The following is a 19002-nucleotide window of genomic DNA, read 5'->3' as shown; positions in this document are numbered from 1 at the left end:
CACAACGTTGCAGGATTACAGGCGGTTTTGCTGCTCGTCCAGCAGGCCAACCAGTAACGCCACCCCGTCCTTATTCACCCGAAATTCGCCATAGCGCGCCTGGGCAAAATGCTCACCCTGGCCTTCCGGGAAAAAATACGCATCGGTCACAAACAATAACTGCTTATCCAGCTGCCTGCGATAACGTACTACCACCTTACCCGACTGCGGTGCCGGCGTCTCCATTTGCGCCAGGGTACGGGTAAAGTGATGAACGCCCTGAGCATCGGGCGTCAGTTCAACGTAGTGGTGAGAATAATCATTAAATAATTCAGCACCCTCTCCCCAGCCTGACACAAAATTTAACGCCATATAGTCGCCCTGCATGAGCGAGCGCGGATCCACCGGACGCAAGGCCACCACAAAACGGGTACCGTCGCGAATAATGGCCTCTTTCTGCATGATATCTGCATTGGCCGCCGCCAGCACGGCCACCAGACCGACCAGAATCCCCGCCAGCACAGTTGCGGATAACCCGCGCCGCCCCTGCACGGGCAACAGCCCGGTTGAGCGCATGGCCGTACCCGAGTCCCGCGATCCCGCATCCACCCCCAACCGGCCGGACGGGTCTGGCTGTTGCTCAACCTGGCTCGCACTGCGCCACAGCCGGCGCCATAGCAAGGCAATCACCAGCAGCACAACGCCCTGCCCCATCAGGAAGTACGCCTTATCGAGCAGCAGAAAGTGCAGTTGAAAATAGAACGCCGCCAGGAAAAGCATAATGCTGAGAATACCCAGCACCAGCATGCTCCGATAGCGCAGCGCGTACCCCAGCAGACACAGCAACAACCCCAACTGCACGCCATGCAAACCACCCCAGAGCAACCCCAGGCCCAGCAGCACCAGCACCATAAGCACCTGCTCGGCAGCAGGCACCTGATGGCGTCGGGCAACCACCCAGCCGACCACCACCGGCAACAACGCGAGGACCACATTGCTTGCATAAACAAAGGGGAGCGGCGCAGGCAGACGCCATTTGGCCAACAGCAAGGCCAGGAGATCCCGCCCGCCTGCCGCCATGTGCGACAGTCCGAAATACGTGCCTGACATCTGAAACACATAGCCACACAGAGGGACGCAAAGCAGTGCCCATGCCAGCGCTTTGTAGCGCCGCTGCCATTTTTCCGACAGTCTCAGCAACATCCACGTCGCCAGCACAAGATAGAGCGGCGCCAGTTCTGTCATAAAGACCTGCCACTCAACATCATAGTAATAGCCCAGGGATTGATCGCCACCATACAGCGCCCAACCGGGACTGTACTGCGGCCACAGCAGCGCAAAAAGCACCAATGCAGCCACTGCGCACATAAACTGAAACCACGCGATGGGATGCATATGGTACAAAAGCAGCAGGCCAGCCACCAAACCCAGCAGAGGCAGAGAACGATTGTCATAATCGAAATACGACCCGCTGAAAACCTCGAATGCCAGCAACAGCAAACCCACCAGCAGCAGCGTCGCACCGCTGACACGCCATGCGCCGCCCCGGGCGAAATACGCAAGCAGGCCAACCACCAGAACCACGCCGGCGGCGACTGTGAGCGGGATCTCCAGAACCGCAATAAGAGCCAGGCCCAGCAAAAAGATAAAACCGAAAGAAATCAGAAACAGCAATGGCGAACGGTGCACCGACGTGGCTGCCGATTCTGTGTGCGCTGCGCCTGTCTGTGTGGGGGTGACCGCAGCAGGCTGAGCGACCGAAAGGTCTGAAGCGGCAGGCTGATCGGGCACGCTAAATTGCGCCTGGTACACGCGCCTGAGCCAGGATACGCAGCCGAGCAAGCCGCCAAGCGCCACCACGAAAGCCAGCAGAACGCTCAGCTCGATAGATTCGGCGGACAACCAGCTTGCAATAAGCGCATAGGTGCCCGCATACAGAACCGTAAACACCGCCAGTTGCGACAGAATGAAAAAATCGGGCCGGACACGGCGATAGAAATGGAATCCGCCGGCGACAACCGCCCCCACGAACACGACTTGCAGCGGCATGCCCGGATTGGCGTGCCCACCGAATAATGAGTCCAGCGTCGCGACCAGCGTGCCAAACAAGGCGATCAGGATCGCGAGCACCAGCAGCCGGGGAACCACCCGATAGGGATCGCCATAACGGCCACGCAACCACTCGGCAACCGCCAGCAACACGATATTGAGCCCGGCCACTACCCACGCAGCGCTCATGAGCATAGACTGCTGCGAACTTAACAGCACCTCTGTGCCCAGCAACAGAATGACGGCCGTATTGGCGACAACCAGCCATAGCACGATAACGAACCAGCTACGGGCCACCAGCAACCAGGGAACCGTAAGCAATGCCCACCAGCCAAAAAGCGTCCAGGGATCCGCACCGGTCTGATAGGTTTGTCCCAGCAAGGCCAGCAGGCCACCGGTAACAACGGTAGCGAGAAACAGCGCACCGGCGAACGCAGGGATGCCCTGGCTGTCAGAGCCCGCAGCAGTCGGCGTGCCGGCGGCCTGCCCGGACCGGTGCGGCCCTCGCCAGGCCAGTACCAGCGCAACAGCCACAGCGCCGACCAGCAACAACTGAACACCCGCGATACGCTCAAATTTGCTCAGACCGTCCCAGTTGGCCGCGATCCAGGTCACAATGCCGCTGGCCAGCAAACCGATACCCAGCACCCTCAATCCCAGATTGAAAAAGCGGCGCCACAGGATGGTCCGATCCTGCCCGGATTGTGCAGATTGAGCCGAAGCAGCTTGCATCAATTGAATTACCTCTCGTATTATCCGCGTTTGGGCTGCCGGGAAATTGCCGGCCACCAGAAACATCACGGCAAGCGATTATAGCTGTGTGGAAAATAGCCGTGTAGTACACTCAGGTGAAAAATAACACATCCGCTTGCGGTTCATCACTTCGGAAAACCATGACGAAAACCCTGATTATCGCTGAGAAACCTTCAGTTGCACTCGATATTTCACGTGCCTTGGGCGGCATGCATCGAGAAGGCGACTACTTCGAGAACGACCAGTATGTCCTGTCGTCCAGCGTAGGGCACTTGCTTACCCTGACCAATCCCGACGATGTCGTGCGTGGCAAATGGTCCTTCAATCATCTGCCGGCCATTCCGGCCAAAGCGTTCGACCTCAAACCATCGGACAAAAAAGCCACGGACAGGCTCAAAATGCTGGTGCGGCTGCTCAAACGCAAAGATGTCTCCGCCGTTATCAACGCATGTGACGCCGGACGCGAGGGCGAGCTCATTTTCCGCTATATCATCCAGTATGCCGGGGTCAACAAGCCCATCAAGCGTCTCTGGCTGCAGTCCATGACCCGCAACGCCATTATCGAGGCATTCGACAATCTGCGCGACGACAGTGTGATGAAGCCGCTGGAGGCCGCAGCCCGCTCGCGCGCCGAAGCCGACTGGCTGATTGGTATCAATGGCACCCGCGCCATGACGGCCTTCAACAGCAAGGACGGCGGTTTCTTCAAAACCCCTATCGGCCGGGTCCAGACACCTACCCTGGCGATCGTGTTTGAGCGTGAAGAAAAAATCCGCCAGTTCAAATCCCGTGACTACTGGGAGGTGCATGCGACCTTCGTGGCGGCCGGCGGCCTGTATGAGGGCAAGTGGTTCGACCCGGCCTTCAAAAAAGATGAACACGACCCGGAAAAGAAAGACAACCGCCTGTGGTCTGCGGCCAGTGCCCAGTCTGTCGTGGTGGCATGTCGCCATAAAGACGGCACGGTTACTGAAGAGTCCAAGCCTTCGACCTCCATGTCGCCGGGCCTGTTTGACCTGACCTCGCTACAGCGCGAGGCCAACTCCCGTTTCGGCTTCACCGCCAAAACCACGCTGGCGCTGGCACAAAGCCTGTACGAAAGACACAAGGCCTTAACCTACCCACGGACCGACTCCCGCTATCTGCCCGAAGACTATCAGGGCACGGTCAGGCAGACCTTCGAAGCCATTGTGGGCGCCGAATCGCTGCTGGCACGCCGCAATGCGCCCTTTGCCAAGAAAATCCTGCAAAACAGCTGGATCAAACCAAACAAGCGTATTTTCGACAATAAAAAGATCTCCGATCACTTTGCCATTATCCCTACCCTGCAGGTCCCCAAGGAATTGAGCGAAGCCGAAGCCAAGATCTACGACCTGGTGACCAAGCGCTTTATGGCGGTGTTTTTCCCGCCAGCCGAATTCCGGGTGACCACGCGTATCACAGTTGTGGCCAGCCACCACTTCAAGACCGAAGGCAAGGTGCTGATCAAGCCGGGCTGGCTGGAAATTTACGGACGTGACAATCAGGAAAGCGATGCCACGCTGGTTCCCGTTGCGGAAAATGAAACCGTCAAAACCGAAGACATTGTCGCCAAAGAACTGGCCACCCGCCCTCCTGCCCGCTATACAGAGGCAACGCTGCTCTCGGCCATGGAAGGGGCCGGCAAGCTGGTGGATGACGATGAACTGCGCGAGGCCATGTCCGAGCGCGGACTGGGCACGCCAGCCACCCGCGCCACCATTATTGAAGGACTGCTCAACGAACAGTACCTGCGCCGTGAAGGCCGCGAACTGATTCCTACTGCCAAGGCGCGCCAGCTCATGACGCTGCTGGTGGGTCTGAACGTGCGCGAACTCACCTCGCCCGAATTGACAGGTGAATGGGAACACAAGCTCAAGCAAATGGAACAGGGTCAGCTGGACCGTGCCGCCTTTATGCGCGAGATTGCGCAAAGCACGCAGATTATCGTCAAGCGGGCCAAGGAATATGAGCAGGACACCGTGCCTGGCGACTATGCCACGCTCACTACGCCGTGCCCTGCCTGCGGCGGCGTTGTCAAGGAAAACTACCGCCGTTACGCCTGCACCAAATGCGACTTTTCCATTACCAAACACCCAGGCGGACGCACCTTTGAAATTCCTGAGGTAGAGGAACTGCTGCAGAATAAAACCCTGGGCCCGCTCAATGGTTTTATCAGTAAAATGGGCCGCCCTTTCTCCGCCATTTTGCGGATTACTGCAGAAAACAAGCTGGAATTCGATTTTGGCCAGTCGGACGACGACAATAGCGAGCCGCTGGATGTGTCCCAACTGACGCCGGTGGGCCATTGTCCCAAATGTACTGGCAACGTTTACGACACAGGCATGAGCTATGTGTGCGAAAACTCGGTCAGCGAAAAGAAAACCTGCGACTTCAAGTCCGGCCGCGTGATCCTGCAACAGGAAATCAGCCACGAACAGATGGGCAAATTACTGAGTCAGGGCAAAACAGACCTGCTTGACGGGTTTGTGTCCAATCGTACCAACCGGAAGTTCAAAGCCTACCTTGCCATGTCGAAAGCAGGTAAAATAGAGTTTGAATTTGAGCCCCGCCCAGCCAAAACGGCAAAAGCGGCGTCGAAATCGGCCGCCAAAACCGCCAGCAAGACGGCGGCAAAAAGCGCCGCTACCAAGGCAGAGGCCGACAGCGGCAAAGCGGTTAAAAAGGCAGTTAAAAAAACTGCCCGCAAAACCGCAAGCAAAACCGCCACCAAGAAAACAGCTGTCAAAAAAGCCGCTGCAAAGAAAGTCGCCAGCAAAACCGCGACCGCCCGCAAGCAGACTGCCAAAACCGCCGACCCGGACGACACCGAGCCCGCATTTTAAGCCACCCCCGCCTCACCCCGGGGGCGTATGTACAGAATGAACACACTTATTCAGAAATACAACATCCCCGGTCCACGCTACACCAGCTACCCCACCGTTCCGTATTGGGACGAAGGCCAGTTCGATAGCAACGCCTATCTGCAGACCGTCAAGCGCAGTTTTACAGAATCGAACGCTCAGGAAGGCATCAGTTTGTACATACACCTGCCTTTCTGTGAGGTGCTCTGTACGTTCTGCGCCTGTCATAAGCGCATTACAAAAAAACACAGCGTTGAAGAACCCTATGTAGACGCGGTCCTCAAAGAATGGGCCATGTACCGCAAGTTGCTGGGTGACAAACCGGTCATCAGGGAAATTCACCTGGGCGGCGGCACGCCAACCTTTTTCAGTAGTGCCAACCTGCAACGCCTGCTGAACGGTATTCTGGACGATGCCATCGTCCACGAGCACCATGAGTTCAGCTTCGAGGGGCACCCCAACAATACCCGCAAGGAACACCTGCAGACCCTGTACGATCTGGGTTTCCGCAGGGTCAGCTACGGCGTGCAGGACTATGATCCCATGGTCCAGAAGGCCATCCATCGCATCCAGCCCTACGAAAACGTGCTGAACGTTACCGATGCCGCCCGCGCTATCGGCTACACCAGCGTCAGTCACGACCTGATCTTCGGCCTGCCGTTCCAGACCTGGGCAGCCATGGAATCGACCATCAAGAAAACCATCGCGCTCAAGCCCGATCGCCTGGCCTTCTACTCTTACGCTCACGTTCCCTGGATCAAGGGTAACGGACAGCGCGGCTTTGATGAAAATGACCTGCCCTCCGGTGAAGAGAAACGCGCCCTGTATGAGAACGGCAAGCGGCTGCTGGAAGAACTGGGCTATGTGGAAATTGGCATGGATCATTTCTCGCTACCTTCCGACACCCTTTACCAGGCCCTGCTGAACAAGGATCTGCATCGCAATTTCATGGGCTACACCTCCTCGTCCACACAATTGATGATCGGCCTGGGCGTGTCAGCCATCAGCGATACCTGGTACGGTTTCGCCCAAAATGAAAAAGTGCTGGAAGATTATTACGCACGTGTTGAAAGCGGCGTACTGCCCCTGTTCCGCGGGCATCTATTGAATGATGAAGACCTGATCATCCGCCGCCATATCCTGAATCTGATGTGCCAGTTGCAGACCAGCTGGGCCGATCCGGCCATGCAGTTCCCTGAACTGCCGGACGTACTGGAACGGCTGCAGGAAATGGAGAACGACGGCCTGATCCGCATTGGTGCCGACCGTATTGACATCACTGAAGCAGGGCGCACCTTTGCCCGCAACATCTGTATGGCCTTTGATCTGCGTATGCTGCGCAAGCAGCCGAATGCGCGGATCTTTTCAATGACGGTATAAAGGCACAGCATGACCCTGATTCCGGAAATCAAACCACAGCAGTCTCTGGAGCTGCTCAAGGAACTGCATATCCTCACGCGTGAGGGAAAGATCAACCAGGACACAAGGCGCAAGCTCAAGCAGGTTTATCACCTGTACCAGTTCATTGAGCCCCTCATGCAAACCGTACTGGACGAGCGGCAGGCGCTGTCGCTGGTCGATCACGGCGCGGGCAAGTCCTATCTTGGTTTTATTCTGTACGACCTGTTCCTTAAGGAACACGACAACGCCACCGTGTATGGCATTGAATCGCGTGCCGACCTGGTCAAAAAATCAGAAGACCTGGCGCAGCGCCTGGGCTTTGCCGGCATGCAGTTCAAAGATATGACCGTAGAGCAGTCCATCTCGTCTGCCGATCTGCCTGAAAAAATAGACATCGTCACCGCCCTGCATGCCTGCAACACCGCGACCGATGACGCCATCCGCTTTGCCCTGGCTCGCGATGCGCGTTTCATCGTGCTGGTGCCCTGCTGCCAGGCTGAAGTGGCTGCCGCCCTGCGCGCCACCAAGGGCAACACACTGGGCAAGACACCGCTGTCTGAACTATGGCGTCACCCCCTGCACACCCGCGAATTCGGCAGCCAGATCACGAATGTATTACGCTGCCTGCAACTGGAAGCGCGCGGCTATCAGGTCACGGTAACGGAGCTGGTGGGCTGGGAACACTCCATGAAAAACGAACTGATCATCGCCAAAAAAACCGGTGGCTTCAAGAAAAGCGCGCGCGAACGGCAACTGGCTATTTTGAAGGAATGCCATTTGGAGGCGCTGGAGGAAAGGTTTGCTTATTGAGGATAAGGAGGCAGGCCATCAGGACGCTGCCATATCCTTTTCCGCAGCGAACGCCAGAAAAGCGGATCGCGACATATGCAGGGCCTTGGCCCTTGCATCAATGCGGTAGAGCAGATTTTGCGGCAAGCTGATATTCAGGCGTACCGCCTTGGTATCGATTTTTGATAAATCAATATCAATCAGCATCCAGCAGCCGGCCTGAAACCGCTCATCGTTACACCAATCTTCAAAAGAAGAAGGAGGCGCAATGTCAGCGTCTTCACCTTCGAAATAAACCTCCACCGCTTCCTGCGCCAGTCGGGGCAAATCTGCGAGCTCGTCCGCGGCGGTAAAACAGCCGGGGAAGTCTGGAAAAGTAACGCTATAAGCGCTGTCCGGATCTTTGTGGATATATGCAGGATAAAACATCATTACCTCCATTTCCAGCCAGCCTGACGATAGATATTGCGGAGGGTGCCCAACGCGATATCTTTGCGAGGATGGGGAACAACAACATGTAAAACCTTGTGCGGATGCTTGAATTTCATATGATCGCCTTTACCTCCAACCCAAACCCAACCATCAGCCGTCAATAGTTTAATAACTTCTTCACCCTTCATTTTGTGTAATTATACACAACAAAAAAAGAAGCAACATAGTGCTGGATTACATTGTCTCGCCAGAGATCGTTGGTCTTACTATTAGTCGTCAGCTCAGTCCAGCATCGCACCGCCCACGAAAGAGCGGCAAACTGCTTCTACAACGGAGAACAGCACACCCTCCTCGTTCTGGCTGTTGAAACCACGGACTCAATTTCCATACAATTCGCACAACACGGCCTCTCTCGGTTGAATCACTTCGGTGAAGCAACTGCTGAGAGGTTTTTTATTTCTGGAACGAAAATACAGTGTCTCCGAGAAGGAGGCAATTACACCTTGCCAAGCGCGAGGTCAATAAACTAGTGCATGCCGCAAGAATCAGAGAATTGCCATGGAAGTCGTATACGGCAAGAAGCTGTTTGGATACACAATGCTGAAGCGAGAGAAAATCGCACCGTCCAAAACTCTCGCTTCATCCAAATCGCCTGAAGGTAAGTTAGAAAACGCTATTGCGGCGAGAAAAGTCATTGAGCAGCACCGCAAGGTTTTGATTGCCTTGCGGGATCGATAATTGCTCCTACGAATCACTCCGCCGGAAACACCGGCTCGCCCAGGTTCTGCATCAGGCGATTGGCCCAGCCAAACACGGATACGGAATGAATCAGATCCAGCATTTCAATTTCGCTGAAGCCCTGGTCTTTTAAGCCCTGCAGGTTCTGGGCGTCAAACCCTTTTACATCACGCGTTAGCGCAGTCGCGACATTAATAACCGCTGCATCGCGTTCATTTTTTGCTGCCGTGGCAAGATCAACAAACACGTCGTGCACGATTTCATTGCGTTTGGCCAATTGCTCAAACCGCTGGGCGTGCACAGAGGCGCAATAGACGCAACCGTTAACGCGCGATACAGCGAGGGCACCCAGTTCGCGATCGGCGCGATTCAGGCCGCCTGGCGCGTACATGATGGCGTTATAAGTGAAGGAGCGCTGGTCCAGAATGTGCGGCTCGTGCACCAGCAACAGATAATAATCGGAGGTTTTGGCCTGCGGGTGGCTGGCCTCCAGCACCTTGTTCTGTTCCGGTGTAGCGGCACTGGCGTCCACCACGTCCAGCCAGGCTTTCCAGCCCAGCGTCTGATTGGTAAATCCGTTGGCTTTGATTACATCGCTCATGCTGCCTGCTCCAGTTTCTGCATTGCCTTCAATCCGGCTACCAAACGAATCTGGTAGGCCAGAAACCCGATCAATTGTCCAAGCACCACCACTTCCTGTGTGGACAAGCCTGATTGCTTCAGCGTCAGCAACGCTTCCTGGTTACCTTCAATCGGGTCCAGTATCAGTTTCTTGGTAAATTGCAGGACACTATTCAATTCTGACTTCACGATGTCTTCAACATGATCTTCAGTAACGATCTGCACCAGTTTCTCGTCAATACCCGCCTGCAACGCCTGTTCTGTATAGTGCGCGGTCAGCTCGGTCGCTTGCATCAGGCTGCTGGCATACAGGGCTACCAGCCAGCGGTCCTGCAGCGGAAAACTCAGATCGGGAGAAAACAGTGCAGCATAACTTGCCTGCGTACCGTTTTTCACTTTTTCCCTAAACTGCCGGGCCTGCCAGGTTTTACTGTCCGGCTTCAGATTGAGCAGCGTATCGATCAGATCGAATGCCTCTGCGCTTTGCATAATATTTCCTTTGCGTTGTTGCTCGTAAATTCATGACACTGGCAAAAACACCATTAATACAGCCGAAATTATTACAGTTGCCATATTGATGTGTGCCTGCCGTTACTGCTATCCTGCGATCGGTGTCTTGCTATCTTCCTGCCGCCTGTGAAGATGCGCTCTCACGGCATTTTGCAGGAACTCCCTGACGGCGGTCCAGCTGTGCTCATCGGACTGGGCATTGGCCGAAGGTATGCCGCCGCCGGTATTGATTTTTCCCGACACCGGATGCGCATAGACCAATTGGGTCGTCGGCACATACGGAAACACAATACTGTGGCCACCGTCCTGGGTATCCACCCATTGCACGACATGCTCAAATCCGACCTCACCCAGATGATCATAGATCATTTTGCTGTACAGGCTAGATGGCCAGGCGCCGTCATCCGTCGCTGACAGCAGAAGGATCGGCCCCTGGATTTTTTCAACTTCAATGCGTGCGCGGGCCACCGCGTCCTTATCCTGCAGGGCAGTCAGGATAGCACGCGCATGACGATGGGGTGATGGGCCATCGTCAAAGGGTGCCCAGGTGGCTGTCTTATTGTCCTGCCACACATGTGTTAGCGGCTTGCCATTGAGCAGCCACGCAGGGCCCTCGCGACCCACTTTTGGATCGGCAGCGTTCTGCCCACTATGCACCACTGCGCCTGGCACATACGCCACAACGGCATTCACATCCTGCGGGTAGATGCTGGCCAGCAAAAGAACCAGTTCCCCGCCACGTGACTGACCGCTCAGGGCAACAAAGCCACCAAGCGGACGTTGAGTGCGACGCAGCCAGTCCATGCCTTTTCTGAAATACTCCAAAGGTGTATTGGAAATATAATCGGATAAGCCCGGCGCCTTGAAGTAAGCCAATGCAAATGCAATATAACCTCGCGACGCATACAAGGCGCCACGCGGCTCATTGATACCGCCACCCGAGCCATTCAGAATCATCACGGCCGGATGCGGCCCCGGCGTGGCAGGTAGAAACAAGGTTCCCACCAGACCATCTTCACGCACTTCAATGCGCTCCACACCGTCCTGCATCAGCCGCTGCGTCAGCGTGGCATGCAAAGTAGTATTGGCGGTGGTCACGATCAGTTCGGTGATCAGCGGCTGCGCTACCGTGTCCGCAAAAACCTCGCGGCTATTACCCTGAACTGGCGCCTGGGACCACAGCAGCCCCATGGCAGAGACACCCTCGTAACTGCCGGCCAGTGGCGCCAGTCGGGTCAGATCAACCACACCACTCGCATTCGCCTCAAACTCCGCCTGACTGCGCCATAGCACACCACCGGCTCTCTCGGTCTCGCTCACAATCGTGATACGCTCACCAGCTGTGAGCCCTTCAACACGAATCGCACGTGGTTCGTCGATCAGCGCATCAGCCGGCGTTACCGACAGAATTTCATTTGCCATAATTGTTTCCATTCATTCCGCACCCGCACTATCGTCATCGATGGTACGACGCGTATATTGCCGCAGCTAGCCGCTTATTCCTTGGTGACCATAACCGGCACGGTACGGTCTGAACTCAGGGGTTTTACAACCAGCCCCTTGCGCGCTGCCCAGATGTTTTTGTAATGGAACATGGGAATCACGCCCACTTCATCTGATACCGACTGCGCCGCGTCCTGCATGATTTTTTCACGTTTGGCATCGTCAAATTCTTCGGTTGCCTGCTTCAGATAATCATCCAGTTTCTGGCTGCTGTAGTGCCCCCAGTTCGAAGCGCCCAGGCCTTTATCCGGATTCACCGTCGCCAGAATATTCACCATGGCATAGCTGCCCTCACCAGTACCATTACCCCAGGCAATCACAGACATGGCATATTCATTTTTCCGGGCTGCGCTTGAATACACGGCCCATGGCACGACTGACACTTGCGTTTTCACACCAATACGGCTCCAGAACTGTGCCACTGCCTGCACGGTTTCAGGCGCCATGGGATAACGATCAGTGGGCACATGAATAGTCAGATTAAAGCCATCCGGGTAGCCGGCTTCCTTAAGCAGTTCTTTTGCTTTCTGGGCATCAAAGGCTATCGGTTTGATATTCGGGTTGTAGCCAATCGAGTCCTTTGGCATCCACTGGTCAGCCACCGTCACACTGCCCTGCAAAATGCGATCAGCAATCGCATCACGATTGATCGCCAGCGATAATGCCTGACGTACTTTCAAATCCAGCAACGGATTTTTATCCAATGGTTTGCCACTGTTGTCGGTAATGAATTTATTGGGTTGCGGATTAAAACTCGGTTGCAGCAGGAACACACGCAGCCCGTTATAGGCATAGACCTTTACCTTATCATCGCCTTCCAGCTTTTTCAGATCGGCAACCGACACTTTGTCGATCACGTCTACATCACCGGACAGCAAGGCCGTGGAACGCGTGGCGGCGTTAGCGACATAGCGATAGGACACTTTATCCCACAATGGTTTTTCACCCCAGTATGTTGGATTGGCCTCAACCTTGAAACCCGCGCCCGGCGTATAAGACACCAGTTTATACGGGCCTGTACCGATCAGCGCCTTGCCTGAATTGAAATCATCGCTGGTCGCATTCTCGGTGCTTTTTTTCTGCACCAGGTGTACAGAAGCCAGATTCAGCGGCAATCCCGGATTGGGAATCGTGGTTTCAAATACCAGCGTGCCGGGTTCTTTTTCGGTCACGCTTTTAATTGTACGGACATAGCCGGTAAAGGGCGCAACGGAACCGGGCACCTTGCGGATGCGCTCGATAGAATAGATAACGTCTTCAGTGGTGAACGGCGTGCCATCACTCCACTTGACGCCCTGGCGCAATTTGAATTCCCAGGTTGTAGGGCCGGTGTTTTTCCATTCGGTTGCCAAGCCAGGCAACAGTTTATTGTGATAATTGTTGACCAGCATATCAAAAAAGAACAGGCCGGCAGAACGGTCACCCGCGAAGTTATTCAGTTGTGGATCCAGCGAAGACAGATTATCGGCAAAGGCGATCGTCAGTTCTTCTGCGTGGGCCATATTTCCTGCAGCCAGCAGGCTTGCTGCAATGGCAGCCAGTACGCGCTTTTTCATTTGTATTCCTTTAGATAGTTACGGCTACTTAATCACTATAATCAACACGATTGAAATCGGGCAGTTAATCCCTGATGCCCACTCAGGTTTGATCATTCAGATGACAGGCACTCAGATGCCCGCCGGCCACCGTTTTGAGTAGCGGCACTTCGGTGCGACAGCGAGGCATGGCATGCGGACAACGCGGATGAAAATGACAGCCTGTGGGCGGATTAAGTGGGCTGGGTATTTCACCCTTGATCATCGAAAACACTTTCTTGCGATCCCGCATTTTCGGAATCTCGGCCAGCAGGGCCTGGGTATAGGGATGATTGGGTTTGCTGAAAATATCGGAGACCGGCGCCTGTTCGACAATACGACCCAGGTACATGATCACCACGCGATCAGACAAATGCTCCACCACGCCCAGGTCATGACTGATAAACAAATAGGTCAGGCCCAGCTGCGCACGCAGTTGCATGAACAGATTCAGAATCTGAGCCTGAATGGAGACGTCCAGAGCGGCAACGGCTTCATCACAAACCAGCATATCGGGCGCCACTGCCAATGCTCGCGCGATACCGATGCGCTGACGCTGCCCGCCGCTGAACTGATGCGGAAAACGGTTGCGCAGGCTGGCAGACAAGCCGGCGCGCTCCAGTTGTTCAGAGACGTATTGGTCCACATCCTGTGCCGATATCATGTTGTGCAATCGCGGCGATTCGCCCACGATGTCGCGCACGCGCATGCGTGGATTCAGGCTGGCATAGGGGTCCTGGAAAATCATTTGAATTTTCAGGCGGGCCGCCTCGGCCTCATGCCTGGGCAGCGTCTTCAGGTCCTGTCCGTTAACCAGCACCTGGCCGGCTGTTGGCTCCATAATACCGGCCACCATCCGACCCAGCGTCGATTTGCCGCAACCGGATTCACCAACCAGCCCAACCACTTCGCCCTTTGCGATATCCAGGCTAACATCATCCACCGCACGGGTGAGTGCAGCAGGACGCGTTAAGCGGAGCTTTTGCAGCCAGGGGTCCAATATCCCCTCATTTACTTGCCCGAACGTTTTTGATACATGACGCACCTGCATCAACGGCACTTTGATTTCATCTGTCATAAGGCCACTTCCGTTTCAGGCACAGCGCCCGGGTGAAAACAACGCACCCGATGACCTGCGGTCAGTTCATCCAGCGCCGGCATGGTTTCACAGACCGCAGTGCGCCGCGAACAACGCGACGCGAATGCACAGCCTGACGGCAATGAAAGGAGGTTGGGCGTCATGCCGGCAATCTGCCGCAACGGCCGGCCCCTTATGTTATTTGCAGGCAGGCTCTGGATCAGGCCCTGGGTATACGGGTGCTGCGGGTTGTCCAGCACCTGATCGACTGTGCCCGCTTCCACAATCTTGCCTGCATACATCACGTGCAAATCATCAGCCAGTCCGGCCACGACCGACAGATCGTGGGTAATCCAGATCAATGCAGTGCCGTAGCGGGCAGATAGCTTTTGTATCTCCGACAGGATCTGCGACTGAATCGTGACATCCAGTGCAGTGGTAGGTTCATCGGCAATAATCAGGTCGGGTCGCAGCAACAGCGCTATGGCAATGGCCACCCGCTGGCGCATACCGCCAGAGAGCTGATGCGGGTATGCCGACAGGCGGGCCTCAGGACTGGGAATCCCCATCAGTCCCAGCATATCGCGCGATTGTTCCCAGGCCTGCCTGCGGCTGATTTTTTCGTGCGCGCGCAGGGTTTCGATCATTTGCGTATCTACCCGCAACACCGGATTCAATGTCATCATTGGATCCTGAAAAATCATGGAGATGCGGTTACCGCGCAGGCGGCGCAGTTCCTTTTGCGGCAGGTGCCGCAGATCCTGTCCTTTGAACAGAATCTGCCCGCCAACAATGCGACCCGGTTCGTCGATCAGGCCCATAATGGAAAAGCCAGTGACCGATTTGCCAGAGCCGGACTCACCAACCAGCCCCAGAATGCGCCCGGACTCCAGTTGCAGCGATACGCCATCCACCGCAGGCACCTGGCCTGCCCGGGTCATGAAGTGCGTGCGCAGATCGCGCACTTGCAGCAAAGGCGTTGTACTCATCGCAGCCTCCGCGGATTAAAAATTTCCCGCAGACGATCGCCCACCAGGTTCAGCGCTACGATCGTGACCAGCAGCGCCACGCCCGGAAACAGGCTGATCCAGTATTGCCCTGAAAGCATGTATTGGTAGCCATTGGCGATCAGTAATCCCAGCGACGGTTCCGTCACCGGCACGCCCAGCCCCAGAAAGCTCATGGTCGCCTCCAGCGTAATCGCACGCGCCACCTGCAGGGTGCCTATCACAATCAAAGGTGGCAGACAATTGGGCAGGATGTGCCGCAGCATGATCCGCCATTGCGGAATATTCAGGCTTTTCGCCGCTTCCACATATTCTTTCTGTCGCTCGGCCAGCGCCTGCCCCCGGGCGGTGCGCGCATAATAGGCCCACTCCAGTATCACAAGCGTCAATATCACATTGCCGATACCCTTGCCCAGATACGCCAGAATCATCATTGCAATCAGAATCGATGGAAATGACAGCATCAAATCAACGGTACGCATGATAAAGCTGTCGATCCGTCCGCCGGCATAGGCAGAGAGTACGCCCAGTATGGTTCCAACCACACTCGCAATAATCGCAGAGCCCACACCCACCGTCAGGCTGATACGCAGACCATACAGAATGGCAGACAACAAATCCCTGCCCTGCCCGTCGGTACCCAGCCAGTAATTAAACGTACCGGCGCCATTGGCACTGCCTGGTGGCAGCCGCGAATCCAGGATATCCAGTTGCATCAAATCATAGGGATTCTGCGGTGTCAGCCAATGTGCAAACACCGAACCCAAAGCCAGCAACAGCAATAGCACGAATCCAACCACTGCACGCTTGGAGGAGAAAAAATCGGCCAGCCGTTCGCGCAATAGCGACGGTTTAGGCACATTGATCTGCGCTTGCACAGCAGAACCTGTCACAGGCTGACTCATCGTGCCCCCTCCAGTCGAACGCGCGGATCCAGCAGGCGATAGGCAATATCCACCAGCAGATTGATGGTCACGAACACACAGACAATAATCACCAGATAGGCTAGAATCACCGGCCGGTCCAGGCCATTAATGCTATCGAGGATGAGCTTGCCCGCACCCGGCCATGAAAAAATACTCTCGGTCACCACAGCACCGGCGATGGTCGAACCAAATTCCAGCCCCAATACGGTGACGAGCGGGATCATGATATTGCGCAGTACATGCACGCCAATCACCCGCAAATTGCTCAAACCCTTGGCACGGGCAAACCGGATATAATCCAGCGGCAGCACTTCCTGCACGCCGGCATAGGTTAGCCGGATTACCAGGGAAACCTTGAACAAGGCCAGATTAATCGCCGGCAACAACAGATGACGCAGGCCATCGAGCGTCAGAAACGACCACTGATAACCAAACAGCGTCACGGTTTGTCCGCGCCCGGACGAAGGCAGCCATCCCAGGCTGACACTGAATGCCATGATCAGCACCAGTCCGACCCAGAAGGTCGGCAATGAAAAGCCCAGAATACTGCCGGTCATGATCGTGCGCGACGCGATACTCTCCGAATAAAGTCCGGCGATCAGCCCCAGCGGCACGCCTACCACAATCGCAATCACCAGGGCGGCCAGCGCCAGCTCCATGGTCGCCGGCAGTCGATGCAGCACCAGTTGCAGGGCCGGCTGGTTGTATACAAAGCTGTTACCCAGATCACCCTGCACCGCACTGCCCAGAAAATGAAAATATTGCAACCATAATGGCTGGTCCAGACCCATCTGTGCAATGATGCGGGCACGGTCGCGCTGATCGGCATCCGGCCCGATCAGAATATCAATCGGATTGCCGACCGCGTGCAGGCCGATAAAGACGATCACTGTCATCAACAGGATAATGAGCAGCGCCTGCAGGACGCGTTTAATCAGCCACAGCGTCATTGCGCCTCCACGGGCAGAGGCGGGCCGGCGGCCGTCCACTCATCACCATCGAGTTCCGGTTCGGCATAAGCTTCCAATTGAGCATAATGAGCCGCAACATCTTCCTGATACAGGGAACCTGCAATCGCACGGGCAATCGCCGAGGCACCATCGGAAATAGCCGGAATATCGCCCGAGACGGTACCGTGCGATGCCACGGCAGGATAGCTGAAACAGTGAATGTGAGCGAGGCCTGGTGCATCCACGCCATCGCGGGGCTGAAACTCAAACCCTGCCCCCAAATCGGGACAGGCGGCCAGTTCAGCATCTTCCTGTCCGGGCTGAGGTTGATAACGCTGCCCCCAGGTGCGAACCAGCGGCGCCAGCTCGGCATACTCCGGCCGCAGATGCCAGTCGATTTTGAAGCCGGTGGCAAAAATCAGGAAATCCAGAACGAACGTGCCTTTGGGCGTGGTCAGATAAATCACGTCCTCGCGCACTTCAATGTCCAGTACCGGACAGCCCACATTGAAACGAGCATTGTGATGAGACGCCACCCGCAAGGTGCTGCCTTTAGGCGGTGGCACCTGCTGCACATTGATGTAATGACGAATCCGCCACTTCCAGTCGTCCGATAAACCCGCGTAACCGTGTACCAGGCCGGGGCTACCCGAACCTTTCCCCTTATTGATACGGGGAATCTCGTTACGCCGGATAATCATATCCACGCTATGCGCCCCTGCTTCCAATGCGGTCGCGGCGCTATCCATGGCCGACGCACCTGCACCGATCACCCCGACCCGCTTGCCGGCGAGCGTGTTGTAATCAAAGAAATCAGAAGAATGAGCACGCAAATGCGCCGGTACCTTATCTGCAAACGCAGGGTAAGCCGGCCCGCCCAGGCCATCACGGCCCGTCGCCAGAATCAGACGCCGCGCACCCACTACTTTTTGTCCGTCGGGCGCCTGTAGCGTTAATTCGAGATAATTGTCGGGATGCAGGTGGACATGACGAACGTGATGTTCGTTGCGCACGTCCACATTCATCACTTTGCGATACCAGCGCAAATAGTCCATCCATTGCAAACGTGGTATTTTATCCAGTGCGTCCCATTCCTGACGCCCGTACTGTGCCTCGAACCAGGCACGGAAGGTGAGCGAAGGCAGCCCCAGGGCGGGCCCGGTCAGCTGTTTGGGCGATCGCAGGGTTTCCATACGCGCCGTAGTAGCCCATGGCCCTTCAAAGCCCGCGGGCGCACGATCGAAATTACAGGCGCGCACACCCAGATTGCGCAAGGCAATCGCAGCGGTTAAACCCGCCATGCCGCCGCCAATAATCGCCACGTCCAGCAAGCGCTCACCATCCACCAGTCGCGGCTGCACCCAGTCCTTGCCTGGCAGGTCAAGACGGGTAAGATCTTCCTGCAAACGTGCTTCAAGGCCGGGCAAGCCGTCTTTTTCGGGGGAGGGATAACTCATTCTGCAACTCGATGAATAAACACAAGGGTTTACCCTTGCTGGTTTTATTTGATTATTACGCAATGATATATAGAAATGCGTAACCAACCATTTTAAAGAATATGACAAGCCTGATATATATTATTTAGTAATTAATATATATTAATTATCATGTGCTGCGCGAGGACTCCGCCGCCAGTGAGCATGTGCACTTCGTGTTGGCTAGTATAGATATTTTTGCATTCGACTTTTGTCTGCAACGCCATCAAGAAAACGTAACCACATCCCCCATACCTGGGCGGAAGGAATAACGCGGCCCTCTTCAAAGATTAATCATAAACAACCGGCCAGCCCAGGATAAAAGACTACGAAGA

The 19002-nt window shown here is 55.5% G+C and carries 16 protein-coding genes; 4 read left to right on the top strand and 12 right to left on the bottom strand.

The window, feature by feature from the left end; translation table 11 throughout:
* Positions 1-15: 15 nt before the first annotated feature.
* Positions 16-2760 carry a GDYXXLXY domain-containing protein gene (locus tag MIM_RS01675; protein ID WP_158318683.1) on the bottom strand — a complete coding sequence of 915 codons (2745 nt, stop codon included), beginning with the start codon at positions 2758-2760 and terminating at the stop codon, positions 16-18.
* 161 nt (positions 2761-2921) lie between these two features.
* Here MIM_RS01675 and MIM_RS01670 point away from each other — a divergent pair, with 161 nt between their 5' ends.
* From MIM_RS01670 to MIM_RS01660, 3 genes are read left to right on the top strand one after another with little or no spacing between them, the layout of a single operon-like run.
* The gene (locus MIM_RS01670) at positions 2922-5645 is read left to right on the top strand and encodes a DNA topoisomerase III (protein ID WP_025371025.1); all 2724 of its coding nucleotides are present in this window, start codon (positions 2922-2924) and stop codon (positions 5643-5645) included.
* 36 nt (positions 5646-5681) lie between these two features.
* Positions 5682-7043, top strand: coding sequence for an oxygen-independent coproporphyrinogen III oxidase (hemN, locus tag MIM_RS01665; RefSeq protein WP_025371024.1), 1362 nt, complete (start codon positions 5682-5684; stop codon positions 7041-7043).
* A gap of 9 nt (positions 7044-7052) precedes the next feature.
* Positions 7053-7874 carry a class I SAM-dependent methyltransferase gene (locus tag MIM_RS01660; protein WP_025371023.1) on the top strand — a complete coding sequence of 274 codons (822 nt, stop codon included), beginning with the start codon at positions 7053-7055 and terminating at the stop codon, positions 7872-7874.
* A gap of 18 nt (positions 7875-7892) precedes the next feature.
* On the opposite strand, the gene MIM_RS01655 is transcribed toward MIM_RS01660, so the two are convergent.
* The gene (locus MIM_RS01655) at positions 7893-8282 is read right to left on the bottom strand and encodes a type II toxin-antitoxin system HicB family antitoxin (protein WP_025371022.1); all 390 of its coding nucleotides are present in this window, start codon (positions 8280-8282) and stop codon (positions 7893-7895) included.
* Between the two features lie 2 nt (positions 8283-8284).
* A complete protein-coding gene (locus MIM_RS01650; protein WP_025371021.1) occupies positions 8285-8473 on the bottom strand; it encodes a type II toxin-antitoxin system HicA family toxin in 189 nt (62 codons plus the stop codon).
* 370 nt (positions 8474-8843) lie between these two features.
* Here MIM_RS01650 and MIM_RS01645 point away from each other — a divergent pair, with 370 nt between their 5' ends.
* Positions 8844-9023: a hypothetical protein gene (locus MIM_RS01645; protein WP_025371020.1), complete on the top strand. Its 180-nt coding sequence runs from the start codon at positions 8844-8846 to the stop codon at positions 9021-9023.
* 13 nt (positions 9024-9036) lie between these two features.
* Here the strand turns inward: MIM_RS01645 and MIM_RS01640 are convergent, their stop codons facing one another.
* The 9 genes from MIM_RS01640 to MIM_RS01600 form a co-directional block, all read right to left on the bottom strand.
* Positions 9037-9624, bottom strand: coding sequence for a peroxidase-related enzyme (locus tag MIM_RS01640; RefSeq protein WP_025371019.1), 588 nt, complete (start codon positions 9622-9624; stop codon positions 9037-9039).
* On the bottom strand, positions 9621-10133 hold the full coding sequence (locus MIM_RS01635; RefSeq protein WP_025371018.1) for a CMD domain-containing protein: 513 nt from the start codon (positions 10131-10133) through the stop codon (positions 9621-9623). The genes MIM_RS01640 and MIM_RS01635 overlap by 4 nt, the downstream gene beginning before the upstream one ends.
* Before the next feature lie 108 nt (positions 10134-10241).
* Entirely contained in the window at positions 10242-11576 is a 1335-nt protein-coding gene (locus MIM_RS01630) for an acyl-CoA thioester hydrolase/BAAT C-terminal domain-containing protein (RefSeq protein ID WP_025371017.1), read from the bottom strand.
* Between the two features lie 74 nt (positions 11577-11650).
* Positions 11651-13213, bottom strand: coding sequence for an ABC transporter substrate-binding protein (locus MIM_RS01625; protein ID WP_025371016.1), 1563 nt, complete (start codon positions 13211-13213; stop codon positions 11651-11653).
* Between the two features lie 82 nt (positions 13214-13295).
* Entirely contained in the window at positions 13296-14309 is a 1014-nt protein-coding gene (locus MIM_RS01620; protein WP_025371015.1) for an ABC transporter ATP-binding protein, read from the bottom strand.
* Positions 14306-15298 carry an ABC transporter ATP-binding protein gene (locus tag MIM_RS01615; RefSeq protein ID WP_025371014.1) on the bottom strand — a complete coding sequence of 331 codons (993 nt, stop codon included), beginning with the start codon at positions 15296-15298 and terminating at the stop codon, positions 14306-14308. The genes MIM_RS01620 and MIM_RS01615 overlap by 4 nt, the downstream gene beginning before the upstream one ends.
* Complete coding sequence (locus tag MIM_RS01610) at positions 15295-16221, bottom strand: ABC transporter permease (RefSeq protein ID WP_025371013.1); 927 nt, start codon at positions 16219-16221, stop codon at positions 15295-15297. The genes MIM_RS01615 and MIM_RS01610 overlap by 4 nt, the downstream gene beginning before the upstream one ends.
* Positions 16218-17192: an ABC transporter permease gene (locus MIM_RS01605; RefSeq protein WP_025371012.1), complete on the bottom strand. Its 975-nt coding sequence runs from the start codon at positions 17190-17192 to the stop codon at positions 16218-16220. Before MIM_RS01605 ends, MIM_RS01610 begins: the two co-directional genes overlap by 4 nt.
* Positions 17189-18649 (bottom strand): NAD(P)-binding domain-containing protein, encoded by a 1461-nt coding sequence (locus tag MIM_RS01600; RefSeq protein ID WP_025371011.1) that lies wholly within the window; start codon positions 18647-18649, stop codon positions 17189-17191. The genes MIM_RS01605 and MIM_RS01600 overlap by 4 nt, the downstream gene beginning before the upstream one ends.
* Positions 18650-19002 lie beyond the last annotated feature (353 nt).

Source organism: Advenella mimigardefordensis DPN7, assembly GCF_000521505.1.
Classification (GTDB): domain Bacteria; phylum Pseudomonadota; class Gammaproteobacteria; order Burkholderiales; family Burkholderiaceae_B; genus Advenella; species Advenella mimigardefordensis.
The sequence above is the reverse complement of the archived record's forward strand: the minus strand, read 5'-3'. Positions and strand labels throughout refer to the sequence as shown.